Annotated in this window: 14 protein-coding genes; 3 read left to right on the top strand and 11 right to left on the bottom strand. The window is 51.5% G+C overall.

The features are described from left to right. Positions 1–4: 4 nt before the first annotated feature. The 6 genes from LK536_RS43400 to ftsH form a co-directional block, all read right to left on the bottom strand. Positions 5–1069, bottom strand: coding sequence for an ABC transporter permease (locus tag LK536_RS43400; protein WP_008718371.1), 1065 nt, complete (start codon positions 1067–1069; stop codon positions 5–7). Further along, complete coding sequence (locus LK536_RS43405; protein WP_008718372.1) at positions 1050–2591, bottom strand: ABC transporter ATP-binding protein; 1542 nt, start codon at positions 2589–2591, stop codon at positions 1050–1052. Before LK536_RS43405 ends, LK536_RS43400 begins: the two co-directional genes overlap by 20 nt. Positions 2592–2765: 174 nt before the next feature. Next, positions 2766–3872, bottom strand: coding sequence for a BMP family protein (locus LK536_RS43410; RefSeq protein WP_008718374.1), 1107 nt, complete (start codon positions 3870–3872; stop codon positions 2766–2768). Positions 3873–4088: 216 nt separating this feature from the next. Continuing rightward, positions 4089–4844, bottom strand: a complete 756-nt coding sequence (locus LK536_RS43415) for a response regulator transcription factor (RefSeq protein ID WP_235712163.1) — start codon at positions 4842–4844, stop codon at positions 4089–4091. 157 nt (positions 4845–5001) lie between these two features. Further along, entirely contained in the window at positions 5002–7056 is a 2055-nt protein-coding gene (locus tag LK536_RS43420; RefSeq protein ID WP_227796116.1) for a sensor histidine kinase, read from the bottom strand. A gap of 30 nt (positions 7057–7086) precedes the next feature. Further along, positions 7087–9231, bottom strand: coding sequence for an ATP-dependent zinc metalloprotease FtsH (ftsH, locus tag LK536_RS43425; RefSeq protein ID WP_506092154.1), 2145 nt, complete (start codon positions 9229–9231; stop codon positions 7087–7089). Between the two features lie 260 nt (positions 9232–9491). Here ftsH and pyrG point away from each other — a divergent pair, with 260 nt between their 5' ends. Together pyrG and LK536_RS43435 are read left to right on the top strand one after the other, a co-directional pair. Beyond that, positions 9492–11090, top strand: a complete 1599-nt coding sequence (gene pyrG / locus LK536_RS43430; protein ID WP_025486334.1) for a CTP synthase — start codon at positions 9492–9494, stop codon at positions 11088–11090. A gap of 194 nt (positions 11091–11284) precedes the next feature. Continuing rightward, entirely contained in the window at positions 11285–11473 is a 189-nt protein-coding gene (locus LK536_RS43435) for a hypothetical protein (RefSeq protein WP_227796115.1), read from the top strand. Positions 11474–11675: 202 nt separating this feature from the next. Here the strand turns inward: LK536_RS43435 and LK536_RS43440 are convergent, their stop codons facing one another. The 5 genes from LK536_RS43440 to LK536_RS43460 form a co-directional block, all read right to left on the bottom strand. Next, positions 11676–12419, bottom strand: a complete 744-nt coding sequence (locus LK536_RS43440) for an amino acid ABC transporter ATP-binding protein (protein WP_008718381.1) — start codon at positions 12417–12419, stop codon at positions 11676–11678. After that, complete coding sequence (locus LK536_RS43445) at positions 12416–13219, bottom strand: amino acid ABC transporter permease (RefSeq protein WP_008718383.1); 804 nt, start codon at positions 13217–13219, stop codon at positions 12416–12418. The genes LK536_RS43440 and LK536_RS43445 overlap by 4 nt, the downstream gene beginning before the upstream one ends. A 36-nt stretch (positions 13220–13255) precedes the next feature. Beyond that, positions 13256–14197 carry a transporter substrate-binding domain-containing protein gene (locus tag LK536_RS43450; protein ID WP_227796114.1) on the bottom strand — a complete coding sequence of 314 codons (942 nt, stop codon included), beginning with the start codon at positions 14195–14197 and terminating at the stop codon, positions 13256–13258. Between the two features lie 302 nt (positions 14198–14499). Further along, positions 14500–15396: a class B sortase gene (srtB, locus tag LK536_RS43455; protein WP_025486329.1), complete on the bottom strand. Its 897-nt coding sequence runs from the start codon at positions 15394–15396 to the stop codon at positions 14500–14502. Positions 15397–15443: 47 nt separating this feature from the next. Next, positions 15444–16166 carry a hypothetical protein gene (locus LK536_RS43460; protein ID WP_349118498.1) on the bottom strand — a complete coding sequence of 241 codons (723 nt, stop codon included), beginning with the start codon at positions 16164–16166 and terminating at the stop codon, positions 15444–15446. Positions 16167–16501: 335 nt separating this feature from the next. On the opposite strand from LK536_RS43460, the gene LK536_RS43465 reads away from it, so the two are divergent. Beyond that, the gene (locus tag LK536_RS43465) at positions 16502–17740 is read left to right on the top strand and encodes an AfsR/SARP family transcriptional regulator (protein ID WP_008718391.1); all 1239 of its coding nucleotides are present in this window, start codon (positions 16502–16504) and stop codon (positions 17738–17740) included. The last annotated feature ends 51 nt before the right edge of the window (positions 17741–17791 follow it).

Consider the following 17791-nt stretch of genomic DNA (forward strand, 5'->3'; position numbering starts at 1 on the left):
AGCCTTACGCTCCCTTCTGCAGTTTCAGTTTTTCTCTCCGGTTCTCCAGATAATGCCGGAAGAAATAGGAGACAATGACAAACAGCATGACGAACCCCTGCATCAGATCCACGATGCTGGATGGTACGTTTACCCCCGGCATACGGCCCATCAGGTTGCCCATGACACCAAGGGCGCCAAAGAGGATGGATGCAAAAATGATGCCGATTGGATTGGCATTGGCCAGTATGGCGATGCCCAGCCCTGCGGAACCAACCCCGCTGTTAAAATCCTGGATCAGCATGTGCTGCACGCCGTTTACCTCTGTGAATCCAGCCATTCCGGCCAGGGCGCCGCTGATGAAGAAAGCGGTCACAAATACCTTCTTAGAGTTGATGCCGGACATCCTGGCAGCGGAATCATTGCTTCCAACCGCGCGGATGCGGTATCCAAGAGGCGTCTTGTACAGAAGGATCCAGATGCCGATTGCCACCAGCACAGCCAGCACAAACCCCGCATGGAGCCTGGTTCCCTTTACAATGGTCGGCAGCCACGCCGCCCTTGTGATGGCGTCCGTCTGGGGATATTCCCCCTTGGACTCCTTTAGGAAGGTACGCAGCAGATAGTTCATCACATTCAGCGCAACATAGGTTGACATCATGCTTACAAGGAATTCATTTGCCTTGTAATGGGCTTTCAGGAACCCGATTAAAGCACCAATCAGGCCGCCTGCCACTGCCGTCGCAAGACAGACAACCACCAGAAGCACCGGCGCCGGCACCTTGCCGTCCAGTTTAAGGGACAGCGCAATGGCAGCCACGGCTCCCATATAGAACTGGCCCTGTGCGCCGATATTGAACAGGTTGGCCTTAAAGGTAAATGCAAATGCCAGAGCAGTGAATATAAGGGGCGTTGCCTTTAAGAAAACCTCCCCCGTGGTATATTTATCCGTCAGCATGGTGGTGACGGAGTATGTAAATACCTCCACCGGATTGATATGCAGCATAAGAAGCATCAGACCGGAAAGCAGCAGGCCGGCAAGTATGGCAACCGCGTTGGTCACAATCATATCACGTATTTTCCCATTCATGCATTGTCCCCTCCTCTTCTTTGTAGCCTGCCATGAGAAGCCCGATCCGTTCCGTTGTCAGTTCATCATGGCGGTAGATTCCCATGAACGCGCCCTTATATATAACCGCAATCCGGTCGCACAGTTCAAAAATCTCAGACAGTTCCGTGGATACCAGAAGAATGCCCTTGCCCTTCCTGCGCTCTTCCAGTATGCTGGTGTGTATATTGTTGATGGCCCCCAGGTCCAGGCCGCGGGTGGGCTGGTCCATGATCAGCATTTCCCCGGCATTGCCCACTTCCCTTGCCAGGATCACCTTCTGCTGGTTGCCTCCTGAAAGCCCGCGTATCTGGGCATCCGGCCCCGGGGCCTTGATTTCAAAATCCTCGATGGCTTTCCGGGTATAGTCATACAGCTTTTTCCGGTTGAGGAAGCCGTGTCTGGTCCATGTCCGGTCAAAGCTTGTCTTGAGCATCATATTCTCAGCCAGGGTCATTTCCCCAACCATGGCGTCCCTGTACCGGTCCACAGGCACATAGCCGATTCCAAGACCGATCCGTTCCCTGACCGAGGTGCCCGTGATATCCTTTCCTTTAAGGAATACGCTTCCTTCCGTAACGGGAAGGGCGCCGCAGATGACCTCGCACAGTTCCTCCTGCCCATTGCCGCTGACCCCGGCCACACCAAAGATTTCCCCCTCCATGATCTGGAAGGAAAGGTTATCCAGCACCGGCATGGCGCCCTTCTGCTTCACGGTCACGTTCCTAAGCTCCAGGCATACATTTTTTCTGTTGCCGTCCTCTTCCTCTTCCCGCTTTGCAACCACCATCTCCTTGCCCATCATAAGCCTTGCCAGTTCCACCTCATTGGTTTCCTTAGCCGTCAGGTTCCCTGTAAGCCTTCCATTCCTCATGACAATGATCCGGTCCGCCACTTCCATGACTTCCTTCATCTTGTGGGTTATGAAAATCACGGAATTACCCTTTGCCGTGTATTCCTTTACAAACTGCATCAGGGTTTCCGATTCCTGGGGGGTGAGGACAGCCGTAGGCTCATCCATGATAAGAAGGCTGGTCTTCAGATAAAGGGCCTTTAATATCTCCACCTTCTGCTGTACGCCGACCGCCAGGTCCGCAATCTTTGCATCCACAGGGATATCAAAGCCATACTGCCCTGCCAGCTCCTCCACCTCTTTCCTGCATCGGTCGTAATCAATGACGCCGTGTACATTGCCCAGTATGATGTTTTCCGTCACCGTATGTGCATTTACCAGGGAAAAATGCTGCTGGATCATGGAAATACCCAGGGCCATGGCGTCCTTTGGGGAGCCTATCTTCTGTTCCTTTCCATCCATGAATATCTGCCCTTCATCCGCCTTATAAAGGCCGTACAGAATCTTCATGACCGTGCTCTTCCCCGCCCCGTTTTCCCCTAACAGGGCCAGAACCTCCCCCCTTTGTATGGAGAAGGAAATGTCTTTGTTGGCCACTACCCTGGCGAAATATTTTGATACATTCCTCAACTCAAAAAACGGTGTATCCACAAGCGTCATCCTCCTTTAATCCATTGGTGCGCGGCCCGCGGCAGCTGCCGCACCGCTATAAAACCGCACCGCTGTAAAACCGCGCTGGTATAAAACATTGCTGATATAAAACCACACCCAAAAGGCTGCTGCATCCAAAACCATTCCTGCAGCAGCCCTTTCATATCTACCATATTATTTTTCAAACATTGCCTGCAGATCTACTTTCCCATCCTTGAAATCCTTCAGTCCCTGGTCAACCGCAGCCTTCACCTCATCGGTGATGTTGTCCGTGTATACAGGTACGAAGATATCCTCATTGATGCCGGCCTCATGGACCATGTTGCCTGAAAGCTTTCCTTCCATGTACTGCCCGATTGCCCATACATAGAAGTTCTTGAAATCAAAGTTTACGGAAGCCACCACCGTGTTTGGGTCAATGGTGGTCTGGTCGCTGGAAAAGCCGATGAACTTGGCTCCCTTTGCCTTGGCTGCCTCAATACATCCCAGTCCCACTTCGTTGGCATATACAAACAGTGTATCCGCGCCGTTGTCAATCATCTGCTCAGCCATCTGTTTGCCCAGGGCCACATCATCCCATGTATTGGCGTAAGCCCTTGTTGCCTTTGCGCCGGAGATGCCTCTCTCCTCTGCGATTTTAACCGCGTTTTTCTCATATACATCCATCAGATGCTCCATCGGCTCATTGGGGAAGCCGCCGATGGTTGCGAAGTTTCCGTTCTCTGTCACGTATCCCGCGATAATGGATGCCACATAGCTGGCTTCATATTCCTTCGGGAAAATAGGGGCCACATTGTCGCCGTCGCACTTGGAACCATTCACGGCGCAGAAGGTGGTGTCCGGGTAGTTGGGGGCCACGGCCGCAACTGCCTCGTCAAACTGGGAACCGGCCGCCATGATCAGGTCATATCCCCGTTCCGCATATTCCCGGAATGTGGATTCATAGTCAGACGCCTGTACATTCTCAACGTATTCCATCTTGGTGCCCAGTGTCTCATTACATGCAACCAGGCCCGCATAGTTGGTTGCGTTCCAGCTCTGGTCATTGATTGGTCCCGGAAGGATCAGTACAATCTTATAATCCGCCGCGCTTTTGCCGTCTGCTGCGGGCGCAGCTGCCTCAGCCGCCTTGGTATCAGCTTCCTTGCCATCCCCCGCAGGCGCCGCCGCCTCAGTGGCTGCCTTTGTCTCAGCTGGTTTGCCGGAACTGCAGCCGCCCAGTGCCGCCGTACTTATCACCATGGATGCTGCCAATAATAACGCGCCTAATCTTTTCTTCATAATTACAGTCCTCCTTTTTACTTGTCTGTCAACGGTCTTACGTGTACGAATTTCTTATAGCAATAGTATATCAGCGGCCTATGTGTCCCACAATTCTGTGAGATTACTATTTACTCCAAAATATTACGGAATTTGTTGGTATTGTCCAATAAAATAAAGACTGGATATGATTTTTCGTCATATTTCCAGCCTTTTTCATGATTCCGCAAAATCCTTTTATCTCTTATTACGGTATTCCAGGGGTGTCATCCCATACATTTTCTTAAAAGTGCTGCTGAAATACTTGGCCTCCTTGTACCCCACCATCTCAGCCACATCCGATACTTTATACTCCACATGGTTCAGATAGTTCCTGGCCTTCATCATCCTGTACTCAGTTACATACTCCATCAGGTTCTTACCCGTATGGCGTTTAAAAAGCTCGCACAGATAATTAGGGGAAAGGTGCAGTTCTTCCGACATGTCCTTCAGCGTTATCCTCCCTCCGTAGTGTACCTCCACATACTGGATGGCCTTTTGCACCAACAGGTTTCCCACGCCGTCCCCGTCTGCCCCGGATCCGGCTTCCCCCTCCTGAGGCGGCTGCTTCTTATCCGGCGCATCCCCTGCGCCCTGCTTCAGCTCCTTCTCGATGCCCTCCAGCACCGCAACCAGTTCCCTTGGATTGGTGGGTTTCAGCAGATACCTGGTCACTCCCAGTTCAATGGCTTTCTGGGCATAAGCAAAATTACTGTGTCCGCTCAGGATCACGATATGTATGTCCTGGTTCCTCTCCCTTATCTGCCGGATCAGTTCCAGGCCGGACACCTCCGGCATCTTGATGTCCGTCACAATCACATCCGCCTCATTGTCATAGAGTGCGGTCAGGGCCGAAAGGGCGTCCTCAAATACTCCGGTAACCTGCCATCCATCCCTGGCCCCCAGGAGTTTCAAAAGGCCGTTCCTAATCTTCGGCTCATCATCCACAATCATCAATTTCACGTTTCAATGTTCCTCCCCTCTCCCAATACACGGCTTATCCGGCCAGGACTGGTCCTTTCCCTGCCCGGCCTGATGTCCAACCTGATATCTGTCCCGATGTCCGGCCTGATATCTGTCCTGATGTCTATCCCGACGTCTAGTCTGATATCTAGCCTGATATCTGTCCCGAGTTTTCTTTTGGTATCCTCAGATGTATGGACGTCCCTTTTCCATACACACTTTCAATCCGGATGCGGTACTGCTCCCCATAGTGAAGCCGGATGCGCCTGTCCACATTGCGGAGTCCGATTCCGGTGTGTCCTTCCTTCTCCAGGTCCGGCAGTTCCTCCTTCAGGTGGTTCAGCTGTTCCGGCGTCATCCCTATCCCGTCGTCCTCCACTGTAACCAGTATCTCGTCCCCCGCATCCCTTATGAGGATGCTTACCTTTCCCTTCTGCTTGCGCGGCTCTATGCCGTGGGTGATTGCATTTTCCACCATGGGCTGCAGTATCAGCTTAGGTACCTTCTCCTGGCGCAGCCTGTCATCCACCTGCACCTGGTACTCCAGCTTGTCCTCCAGGCGGTTTTTCTGTATTTTCAAATAGCTTATCACATATTCCACTTCCCTGTCCAGAGGCACAAAGGCGTTCTCGTCCTCGATGCAGTAGCGCATCAGGCTGCCCAGGGAAATGATGATGTCGCTGATATCATACTCCTCCCTGTCAATGAGCATCCAGTTCACTGAATCCAGGGTATTGTACAGGAAATGCGGGTTGATCTGCGCCTGCAGCGCCTGTACCTCCGCATTCTTCTGCGCAATCTTCTCCTGGTAGACCTGGCGGATCAGGGTATTGATCTTGTCCACCATGTAGTTAAAGGAATCTGTCAGTTCCCCAATCTCATCCTTCCTCCTGTTTGGCACACGCACCGTGAAATCCCCTTCCTGCACCTGGCTCATGGCCACGCAAAGGCGTTTGATGGGCCTTGCCATGGCATAGACCAGCACCGCAATCACCAGGGCAATCCCAATGGTGCACATCATCACCACCAGCCAGATTGCGCTGCTTAAATCCTTGGCCTGGGGGAACAGGCCTTCTGCCGGGATTGCGGAATAGGACTTCCAGCCAGTGACCCCGTTGTACTGGCCGCAGACATAATATTCCTTCCCCCTCCACTCCAGGTCAAAGCGGCGGATCCCCCGCTCAAACCTGTCGTCAATCTCCTCCTGCCATCCCTTGTCCACCTTGGGGTTGCTACATATGACCTCCCCCTTCTGGTCCACGATAAAAAGATACTGGTACTGGAACAGCCCCTGGTTGCCCAGCAGCAGGTTGCTGAACATATCCGGATCCAGCTCAATGACCATGATACCCAGCACCCGGTCCTGGCGTTCATCCATAATGGCCCTGGCGACCGTCACCACCTGGCGTTCCTGCTCCGGACCTGCAATCAGGGCAGGCATGATTCCCGCCCACACGGCCTTATTGTGCCTGTCCCCTACCGCGTCATAATATTCGGCCAGCATTTCCCCTGACAGGTCCCCTGGACTTACCCGGCCGTTTTCCCCCGTGGTATATAAAATCCCGGACTGGCTGATAATGGAAATGTCCATCTGCTCGCCAATGGATTTAATGAGGCTGGAGCAATAGTCGTCCAGGTAGGTCCTGCGGATGCTCCTCTCCCCCTGGTCCCATCCCGTCAGGCATGCGCCCCGCACCAGTTCGCTGTCCGCCGCGTTATCCAGCACCTCCATGATATAGCGCACCTTCACATTGATGTTGATATCAATGCGGTTAATGGTATCCGACATCTCCTGTTTCTTGTTCTTCACCACGATATCCCTGCTGTGGAAATAGGAAAATCCTCCAATGAGGGCGCCCTCAATCATGACCGTCACGATAAATACCAGCGTAAGCTTTAAGCGGAATGACATATGTCCCATAACCCGTTCCTCCGGATACTGTTCATTTGATACTGCAGCATGCAGTTCCTCCATCCTATTATAGCAGAGATAGGCGCCGGATTCATTAGGAAGAAATAATACCTCCAGATCTGCACCCACACCTGTATCCATACCTGCATCCACACCCGCATCCATACCCGCATCCACACCTGCACCCACACCCGCATCCATAACTAAACCAAAAATCCCCCGGACATCCGCAATGTCCGGGGGAAGCATATCATTCATATCAATCCTGTAACCTATCCTTATCCCAATCAATACACCAATCCTAATGCCCGGCGGGAAATATCAGCTCCTGTATCCATCTCCGGGATGATTCCAGCGGTTTTCCTGGGTATCGTCAGAAGCAGGATACCTGCCGGATGTACTGTCTCCAGGGGTATGGTCAGCAGAAGGACCGTCAGCCGGGAAATTCCCTGCATCCTGTCCGGCTGTATCCTGGCTGCCTTCAACCGGATTCTGCCCGGCCCCATTCCCGCCTACAGGCGCCTGTTCCTGCGCCCTGTACTCACGGCCTGTATCTTCATCCTCTGGCATTTCCCCAGCACGATTTCCTGACTCTCCTTTAGACCTATCCTCCGGCTTATCCCCAGCCTTGTCTTCCGCCTTCTCCTCCGGCTCCGGTATTCCCTTTACCTTGCGGAAAATCTGCATGAATTCCTTACCTGTAATGGTTTCCTTCTCAATGAGGAATGCCGCAATCTGGTCCATGGCATCCTTATTATCGCTCAGCAGGCTGATTGCCTCGTTATAGGAATCCTTAAGTATCTTCATGACTTCCTTGTCAATCTCCGCCGCCGTGGCATCACCGCAGTTTAATACATTGCGCCCGGTCAGGTACTGGTTCTCCTGTGATTCCAGCCCCATGAGGCCGAACTTCTCAGACATGCCGTACTGGGTTACCATGGCCCTTGCCAGATTGGTGGCCTGCTGGATATCATTGGCCGCTCCAGTGGTGACTGTCTCAAACACAATCTCCTCTGCCGCCCGTCCGGCCATCAGCTCCACCAGCCTTGCCTGGAGTTCCTTCTTAGTATTCAGGTACTTCTCCTCCTCGGGCACGTTCATCACATAGCCCAAAGCGCCCATGGTCCTTGGCACGATGGTAATCTTCTGTACCGGCTCCGAGTGCTTCTGAAGGGCGCTTACAAGGGCGTGGCCCACCTCATGGTAAGATACGATGCGGCGTTCCTCCTTGCTCATGATCCTGTCCTTCTTCTCCTTACCTACCAGCACAACCTCCACTGCCTCGAACAGGTCCTTCTGGGACACGGCGCTGCGTCCATGCTTAACCGCATTGATGGCTGCCTCATTCATCATGTTGGCCAGGTCGGCGCCCACGGCGCCCGAGGTAGCCAGGGCAATATCCTTAAAGTCCACGCTCTCATCCAGAAGCACATCCTTGGAATGTACCTTGAGGATGTTGATACGTCCATTGAGGTCAGGCTTATCCACTATGACACGCCTGTCAAAACGTCCGGGACGGAGCAGGGCCGGGTCCAGGATTTCCGGACGGTTGGTTGCGCCCAGTACCAGAAGTCCCTTGGTGGAATCAAAACCATCCATCTCGGAAAGAAGCTGGTTCAGTGTCTGCTCACGCTCATCATTGCCGCCCATACGGCTGTCACGGCTGCGTCCAATGGCATCAATCTCGTCGATGAAAATGATACAGGGCGCATTCTCCGTTGCATTCTTAAACAGGTCACGGACACGGGAGGCGCCCACACCCACGAACATTTCCACAAAGTCGGAACCGGACAGGGAGTAGAAGGGCACATGGGCCTCGCCTGCCACTGCCTTTGCAAGCAGGGTCTTACCGGTTCCCGGAGGTCCCACAAGCAGGGCGCCCTTTGGAAGCTTTGCGCCTATCTTGGTATATTTGCCGGGATTGTGCAGGAAATCCACAATCTCGGTCAGGGATTCCTTGGCCTCGTCCTCCCCGGCCACGTCTTTGAAGGTGACGCCGGTCTCCTTCTGCACGTACATCTTGGCGTTGCTCTTGCCCACGCCCATGATTCCCCCGCCGCCCATGCGCTTCATGGTGAAATTCATGAGGAACAGCAGGAACAGGAATGGGACCGCATAATTGAGGAGTACCAGCAGAAGGGTATTGGCGTCCTTGTTTTCCTGGTGTGTCTCCACATTATTATCCAGGAAACGGTCCACGAACTTATAATCCCCCGGCACCTTCACCACATAGTAATCCAGATCCTGGGAATACTTCGTATTATCCTTCTTTGGCACGACTGTAATCTCGGTGCCGCCTATCTTGATGGATTCCACTTCGCCCCCGTCCACCATCTTGACAAATTCATTGTAGGACAGCTCCTGGCGCTTTTTGGAATTCAGGTAGGAGTTCATCCAGCTCACCAGTCCAAATGTAAGCAGTGCAGCAATCAGCAGCATGGTGATGGTCTGCCAGTTGCTCTTCATATTCGGATCTTGTTTGTTATTATTATCCATATTGTACAGATTCTCCCTCTGAATGGGCCTATCTATCATTTACCAACAAAAACCCATTCTCTACCATTATAGTGTCAGTCTCCCCATAAATCAAGAAAAGAACAATTAATTTTCTTAAATTTTTACAAAAACTCCTAGATTTATTTTACATGCCGATGTATAATGTATCAGTTATTTTTTTGATACTATCAACACAGACGTCACACAAACCAAAAAGGAGGTATCCCCACATGCCAGTCAAGTACGTATTTGTTACCGGCGGCGTTGTATCCGGCCTTGGAAAAGGCATTACGGCAGCGTCCCTGGGCCGGCTTTTGAAAGCCAGAGGCTACAAGGTAACCATGCAGAAGTTCGACCCCTACATCAACATTGACCCCGGCACCATGAACCCTGTCCAGCACGGAGAAGTGTTCGTGACAGATGACGGCGCCGAAACAGACCTGGACCTTGGCCACTACGAGCGCTTCATCGATGAAAGCCTTACCAGGAATTCCAATGTGACCACGGGAAAGGTCTACTGGACCGTTCTGCACAAAGAGCGCCGCGGAGACTTCGGCGGCGGCACCGTTCAGGTAATCCCCCATATTACCAACGAAATCAAGAGCCGTTTCCACCGCAACTATTCCGAGACAGAAACCGAAATCGCCATCATCGAGGTGGGCGGAACCGTGGGCGACATTGAAAGCCAGCCTTTCCTTGAAGCCATCCGCCAGTTCCAGCATGAAGCAGGCCCCGGCAACACCTGCATCATCCATGTGACCCTGATTCCTTATCTGAAAGCTTCTGAGGAGCTTAAGACGAAGCCCACCCAGGCCAGCGTCAAGGACCTTCAGGGAATGGGCATCCAGCCCGACATCCTTGTCTGCCGCTCTGAAAAACCTCTGGACAAGGGCATCAAGGACAAGATTGCCCTGTTCTGTAACGTTCCCCCCCACCACGTTCTCCAGAATCTGGATGTGGACGTGCTTTATGAAGTTCCCCTTGTCATGGAAAATGAACACCTTGCCCAGTCAGCCTGCGAATGCCTGAACCTGCCATGTCCCGAACCCGACCTGACCGAATGGAAGGATATGATTGACGCATGGAAACACCCGGAAACAGAAGTAACCGTGGCCCTGGTAGGCAAATACATCCAGCTTCACGACGCTTATATTTCCGTGGTTGAGGCCTTGAAGCACGGCGGAGTTGCCAATCATGCCAAGGTCAATATCAAATGGGTGGACTCAGAACAGGTCACCGGTGAAAATGCTCCCCGGCTCTTTGGGGATGTAAAGGGAATCCTGGTGCCCGGCGGATTCGGCGACCGCGGCATTGACGGTAAGATATACGCCATCCAGTATGCCCGCGAACATGGGATTCCATTCCTGGGACTCTGCCTCGGCATGCAGCTTTCCATCGTGGAGTTTGCCCGCAATGTAATCGGATTCAAGGACGCCCACAGCGTTGAGCTGGATCCTTCCACCACCCACCCGGTCATCCACCTGATGCCGGAACAGGATGGCATCGAGGACATCGGCGGCACCTTAAGGCTTGGTTCCTACCCATGTGTTCTGGACAGATCCTCCAGGGCATATGAACTTTACCAGGATGAAACCATCCATGAACGCCACAGGCACCGTTACGAGGTAAACAATGATTACCGCGGCCTGCTTACCCAGAACGGCATGAAGCTGTCCGGCCTTTCCCCGGACGGACGCATCGTGGAAATGATTGAAATCCCATCCCATCCATGGTTCATCGCCACCCAGGCCCACCCTGAACTCAAATCCAGGCCCAACCGGCCCCATCCGCTGTTCAGGGGATTCATAGAAGCCGCCCTGAAAGCATGATCAGATTCATGAATGGTTCGATAAATGCATGATCAGATAAACGCGCCATGACAGACAGGCCGGAACAGCGGACAGGCAGCCCTTCACACCGGCTGCCTGTATCTTCCCCTTACTCCATGCCAATCATATATTTTCCAGTATAACATCACTCCCGCTGCACAAACTATCCCTAAACACAAAGCGGAGGTAATACCATGAATGAACCAGAAAACAAAGCACAGGAAAAAGATCCCTTTGACATAGACATCCAGGCCTGTTCCACCATGGACTGCACCGGCCTGATTCCCTCTTTGCCCCAGGACGAGGCGGAGCAGGAGGCATATGAGGACCTTTATCCCTATATAACAATGGCGGTAAAGGATGAAGGGGATGTGGAGGGATGAATCCCGGATGCACCCATCTGCAAGGGATAATAAAGGGATACTATGGGAATGCGGAAACCCAGGAGCTTCTGCATGGAATCATGGTATCCCAAGACCTTATCATATACGTTAAGGGGAAAAGCACCCTGGCCTAAATAACAGGCCTGGATACTTTTCCCCTTATTTTTTAATGATTGAGTTAATGATTGAGTCAGACCGTATATCAGCCATGCATGAAGCGGCTGAGGAATTCCTGGGTCTGCCTGTCCTTAGGCGCTCCGAATATCTGTTCCGGTACCCCTTCTTCCACGATGACTCCCCCGGCCATGAATACCACATGGCTGGATACGTCCCTGGCAAATGCCATCTCGTGGGTTACGATAATCATGGTCAGTCCTTCTCCGGCCAGCTTGCGCATGACCTCCAGGACCTCTCCCACCATCTGGGGATCCAGGGCCGAGGTCGGCTCGTCAAAGAGAAGTACCTCCGGCTCCATTGCAAGGGCCCTTGCAATGGCTACCCTCTGCTTCTGCCCGCCGGAAAGCTGTCTTGGCTTGGCATTGATATATGGCGCCATCCCCACCTTTTCCAGATAGTACATGGCGTTCTTCTGGGCTTCCGGTTTATTCTTTTTCAGGACCTTGGTCTGTCCTATCATACAGTTTTCAAGTACCGTCATGTTGTTAAACAGGTTAAAGCTCTGGAATACCATCCCCACCTTGGAGCGGTACTGGGGCGCATTCACCTTCTTGTCCGCAATGTTGGTGCCGTGGTAGACAATCTCCCCTGTGGTCGGTGTCTCCAGCAGGTTCAGGCACCGCAAAAGCGTGGACTTTCCGGAACCGGATGCCCCGATGATACAGGTAACATCCCCGCTGCTGACTGAAAAATCAATATCCTTAAGAACCAGGTTGGTGCCAAAGGTCTTGCTCAAATGACGGATTTCTAAGATATTATCACCCTTCATCCCGCATCCTCCTTATTCTTGGCCTTATCATCCGGGAAACGGTACATGCCGCTGGTATACGCCAGGGTATCCGTGGTGGCCAGGTCGAAGTTGTCCGCCCCGTCCATCCGGTTCTCCCACCAGCGAAGGATCCTGGAGCAGGTAAATGTCATGATGAAGTACATGATCATGGTAATGGTATATGTCTCAAAGTTCATATAAAGAGCTCCTGCAGCAGCCTTTGTCTTGTACAGCAGCTCCGTGACACCGATGACGGAAAGCACGCAGCTGTCCTTAATATTGATGATCAGGTTATTGCCGATCTGGGGCATGATGTTGCGCAGGGCCTGCGGCAGGATTACATATATCATGGTCTGCACATGGGTCATCCCGATGGACTTGGCGCCCTCGGTCTGGCCCGGGTCAATGGAAAGGATCCCGCCCCTTACCGTCTCTGCCATATATGCGCCCGTATTGATGGAGAGGATGAAATTAGCAGCTCCCCACATGGACATATCAATGCCTAACAGAGGCAGAAGCCCGAAGTAGATGAACATGGCCTGGGCCATCATGGGCGTTCCGCGGAAAAATTCCACATAGGCGTTGAGAATCAGCTTTATGATCCAAAGCAGTACCCTCTTAACCGGATTGTCTCCCTTTGCGCTGGGTATGGTCTGCACGATACCAACGGCAAAACCGATGATACAGCCCACCAATGTACCAACCAGGGCAATCCTCATGCTGACGCCGGCGCCCTGCAGCATTGACATACCATATTTATTGAATACGACCATTACACGGCCGAAAAAGTCTGTAGGCATATCCTTTCTCCTTACTGTCCCTTCGTACTTTGTTGATTAATTAGCTAATGGCTGTACAGAGATTGCCTCATCCATCATACTGGAGAAGTCATCCTTTGTCATCTTGGTAAGTACGCTGTTGATTGCTTCCTGTAACTCAGTATTGCCCTTCTTTAAGGAAATACCGATGTTGATATCTTCTTCCGTCACCTGGAAATCATCTGCGCCGCCGCCAAACTCAAGCATCCTGAAGTTGGGGTATGCAACCAGCGCGCCCTTGCCTGTGGGCTGGTCTGTCACCACCAGGTCGCATTTATCAGCGTTCAGGGACATCAGCATGTCAGGTGCGCTTGCAGTGGCTGCCAGTACATTGGCTCCCTCAATCTGAGGCAGGCATGTATTGTACCAGATGGTGCTCTGCTGGGAGGTACAGGTAGCGCCAGCCAAATCGGCAACGCTCTTTGCATCCGCGTACTTGCTGCCTTCCTTTACCAGGGTAACGATGGTTGCGTAGTAATATGGCTCGGTAAAGTCAACTGCCTGAAGACGCTCGGAGGTGATGGACTGTCCGGCAATGACACAGTCAACCTTGCCTGTCGTGACGGCCGGAATCAGGGAATCCCAATCCAGACGGACGATTTCCAGGTCATATCCCAGTTCCTCGCAAATCTTCTTTGCCATCATGACGTCGTATCCGTATGCGAACTCATTGCTGTCAGCAATGGGTACAGCGCCGTTGGCGTCATCGGGCTGTGTCCAGTTATATGGCGCATAGGCGCACTCCATGGCAACCCTTAAGGTCTTCTTCTCACCGGATGCTTCTGCTGCCCCGGCGTCACTTTCACCGGATGCCTGGGTTGCTGCTGCTTTGTCATCCTGTGCCTGGGTTGCTGCTGCAGTGGTATCTGCCGTACCGCTTCCGCCGCATGCGGTCAGGGAACCTGCTGCCAGGACGCCTGCCAGAACCATGCCTAATACTTTCTTCGCATTCATTTTCATAATAATCTCTCCTCTTTGATTGAAACTATGCCGGTATGGCTGTCTAAGAAAAAAGCCACACCCATCCACACAGGTATGACTCCAATGTCATCTGATGACCGACAATCTCTTAAACAGTTTAACCTTGCCCTATTATCCCTCGCACACTTTATTTTCTTAAATAAATGTGCCTAACGTGCTAAGTATAGCATAACTCGTCCTGATTTCCAATACCTATTTATGCTTTTTTATGCGTAAAAACAGTATAAATATTTGTAAAAACAGCCACTAATCCACCAATTTGGATTTGTGGCTGCTGAAAATCAGTTCTTCTGCCCTTCATTCCCTTGTGCTGCCGCGGAAGCTGCCTGGGCCCTTTCCTTCATCAAATCATCCATCTTCTGGAGGAACTGCGCGTCCGGCCCGATTTCATTGCCGTCCTCATCCACCTCCACTGCAAACAGGAAGGTCCTGGCATCATTAATCTCATAGCTGCAGGTAACCAGGGTATAAACCGTCTTAGCCGGATATGTAACGTCCTCTGCAAAGGAACAGGGCTTAATCATCTCATGCACAAACGCATCAAAGGATTCCTGGGACTTGAACCGTGTCTTGCGCACAATGGGCTGTGCCTCGCCGTAATAGCAGGCAACCGCCTTAAGCCTGATCTCACGGTCCGGCGTGTAGATGCTGAAATACTGGTGTTCCTTAAAATATTCCTCATCCTTATAATGAATCACATCCTTGAACATGCTTCCATTCTTCATGTTATGTCCGTACAGGATGTTGTTGCGGCCCACAAAATCCCCCTGGCTTTCAAAATCCAGGTAAATGGCCCCGCCCACGCTCTCTTTCCCATAAAAATCATGGTTCAGATAAAAATCATTGTCCGTTCCCTGGACAATGGGGTAATCAATATTGGTATCCGGTACCTTTATCCAGCCTATGGTATCCGGGTTCTCCTCCATCAGATCCTCAAAATTAATGGGGGAAACATATGGTTCTGTCTCAGGCTCTGTCTCCTCCGGCGCTTCGGGCGCCTCCGTCTCCACGGGTGCGGTTGTCTCCCTGGCAAGTTCTGCCAGCCGTTCGTACTCCTCCTGTGCCCGTTTATCCTCCAGGTAGCTGTGAAGGCTTAAGCCTCCGCTGACCAGCATGACTGCTGCCAGCAGGAGGATGATGATCCTGCGTACCCTGCTTCTGCCCTTGTTCTGCTCCATCTATCCCTGTCTGTCCTTTCCAGTTCTGTCCATGTCATGTATCACGCCTATACCGCTGCCGTCACTTCCGGTCCTTCCTCTTCCCATCCCTCGCTATAAATCACTGCATCCTGCATCAGGAGAAGCATCTCCAGGAAGCTGCGGAAGCTTACCTGACAGCGTTTTTCCTTCCAGCATATGGTTCCCTGCCAGGTGGAATTCCGCTTGAAGAGTATGCGGACCACGAATGTGGCAGGACCAAAATTACCTGTATTGACAGTCACGGTCCTGGGTACGATCAGATTCTCTTCCTCTGCCCCAACAGGCAGGGGGTTAAGCATATATCCAATCTCTTCCCTCAAATCGAACTCATTGCAGAAATCCATCCTCTTTTCCACTGCCGGATGGGAGACATCCCCGCTCATGACAAAGTCCTCATAATTGCGTACAACCACTTCACACATCTTCTTGCCAAGGCCAAAGGGGTTCTCCCCGCCATTGTCCCCAAGGGTCCTGCTGAAATACTCCATCAGTTCCAGGAAGCTTAAAAAGGAAAATGTCTTCCCATCTTTTAAATTCCTGATATCTCCCTGCCATGTGGCGTGGAACCGGTACTTTACGTGAAGCCTGAATTGCCCCAGCCTTCCCTCTGTCCGTCCTTCTTTTTCCCCTGGCCCGTCAGATATATCCCTGCTTTTAGCAGACAGGGATCTTTTATGGAAAATCCTTTGCTCCACACTATTCATCGGATAGTGCAGTCTGTCAAACATGCTTTCTAATATTAATGCCATTTCAGAAAGGCTGCGAAACCGCAGTCCATGATCCAGGCTGTCATGATAAACCTGTCCTCTCAACAGGCGTCCGTCAAAACTATCTATGCTTATGGTATAATATTTGTGTGACTCCTGCAGTGCTCCTGTTCGCGAAACAGACATATATTCACCTACTTTTCTATGAAATGTTAGAAAACGCCCCATTTATCCTGTCACCAGTATAACAGTGGCCGGTTACATTTTGGTTACAAAACTTCCTTTTCCTAAAACTTTTTTTGATTTTTTTTCTGGACATTTCCATTATTGATTAGTATACTAAAGTGTAGTACTCTGTAATGCAAAGGAGAATCGCCATGATAACATCAGCTTCAGAAGAAAAGCCCACAATCCATGTCAATACCCTGGGCGGTTTCTCAATAAAGGTTGGTGATAAAGAGATAACCGACAACAGCAATCAGTCTAAGAAGCCCTGGTGCCTTTTAGAGTATCTTGTTGTGTTCCAAAAAAAGGACATCAGTCCCAATGAACTGATAAATATCATATGGTCAGACGACCCAGGAGTCAATCCCGGCGGCGCATTAAAGACACTGATGTTCCGTTCCCGTAAGCTCCTTGAACCACTGGGGCTTCCTCCCCAGAAGCTGCTGGTACAGCAGAGAGGTTCCTATGCCTGGACCCAGGAATACCCTACGGTTCTGGACATTGACCAGTTTGAGTCCATCTGTACCCGGGCAATCAGCCAGCCCCACAACGGGGATGACATCCTTAAGCTCTGCCTTGAGGGCCTGTCCATTTACAAAGGTGATTTCCTTCCAAAATCAGAATATGAATCCTGGGTCATCCCAATCAGCACGTATTACCACTCTCTTTATCAGAAGCTGGTGTATAAGACAGTGGACCTGCTGCTGGAGCGGGAGGACTTTTCACAGATTACCTCCATCTGCCAGGCCGCAGTTGGAATCGAACCGTTTGATGAAGAATTCCATTACTATCTGGTATACTCCCTGTACAAGGACGGACACACCAGCCAGGCCATTGAAGAATACAACCATACCATGGATTTATTCTACAATGAATTCTCCATCTCCCCATCGGATCATTTTAAGAATTTATATAAAACCATCCGCAGCAAGGAACAGGGCATCAACACCAACCTGGATTCCATCCAGGAAACGCTGCGGGAAGAGGCTTCAGGCGGGGCATTCTACTGTGAATACCCGGTATTCCACGACCTGTTCCAGCTGGAACGCAGGGCCATAGAACGGACAGGTGATTCCATCTATCTTTGCCTTCTTACGGTCAGCGACCTGGATGGACATGTGCCTAAGCTCGCCATACTCAACAAAGCCATGGAACATCTCAACTATGCCATACGCAATTCCCTCCGGTGCAGCGATGTGTACACGCGTTACAGCATCAGCCAGTACATTGTCCTGCTTCCAACGGTCACTGCCGAGAAGGGTGAGATGGTATTAAAGCGGATAACCTCTAATTTCCGTAAGCAATACAACAGGAAGGACCTGCGTGTGGAATTTAAACTCCAGCCGGTCCTGCCATGGGAACGCAGTTCCGAGTCTGCGATTCCACTGTAACCATGACATTCATATCAAGGTAATATATAAAAGCTGCGGACATTGGTTGCC

Origin of the sequence: Clostridium pacaense, from assembly GCF_020709765.2 — a bacterium.
In the GTDB taxonomy this organism is placed as follows: Bacteria; Bacillota; Clostridia; order Lachnospirales; family Lachnospiraceae; genus Enterocloster; species Enterocloster hominis.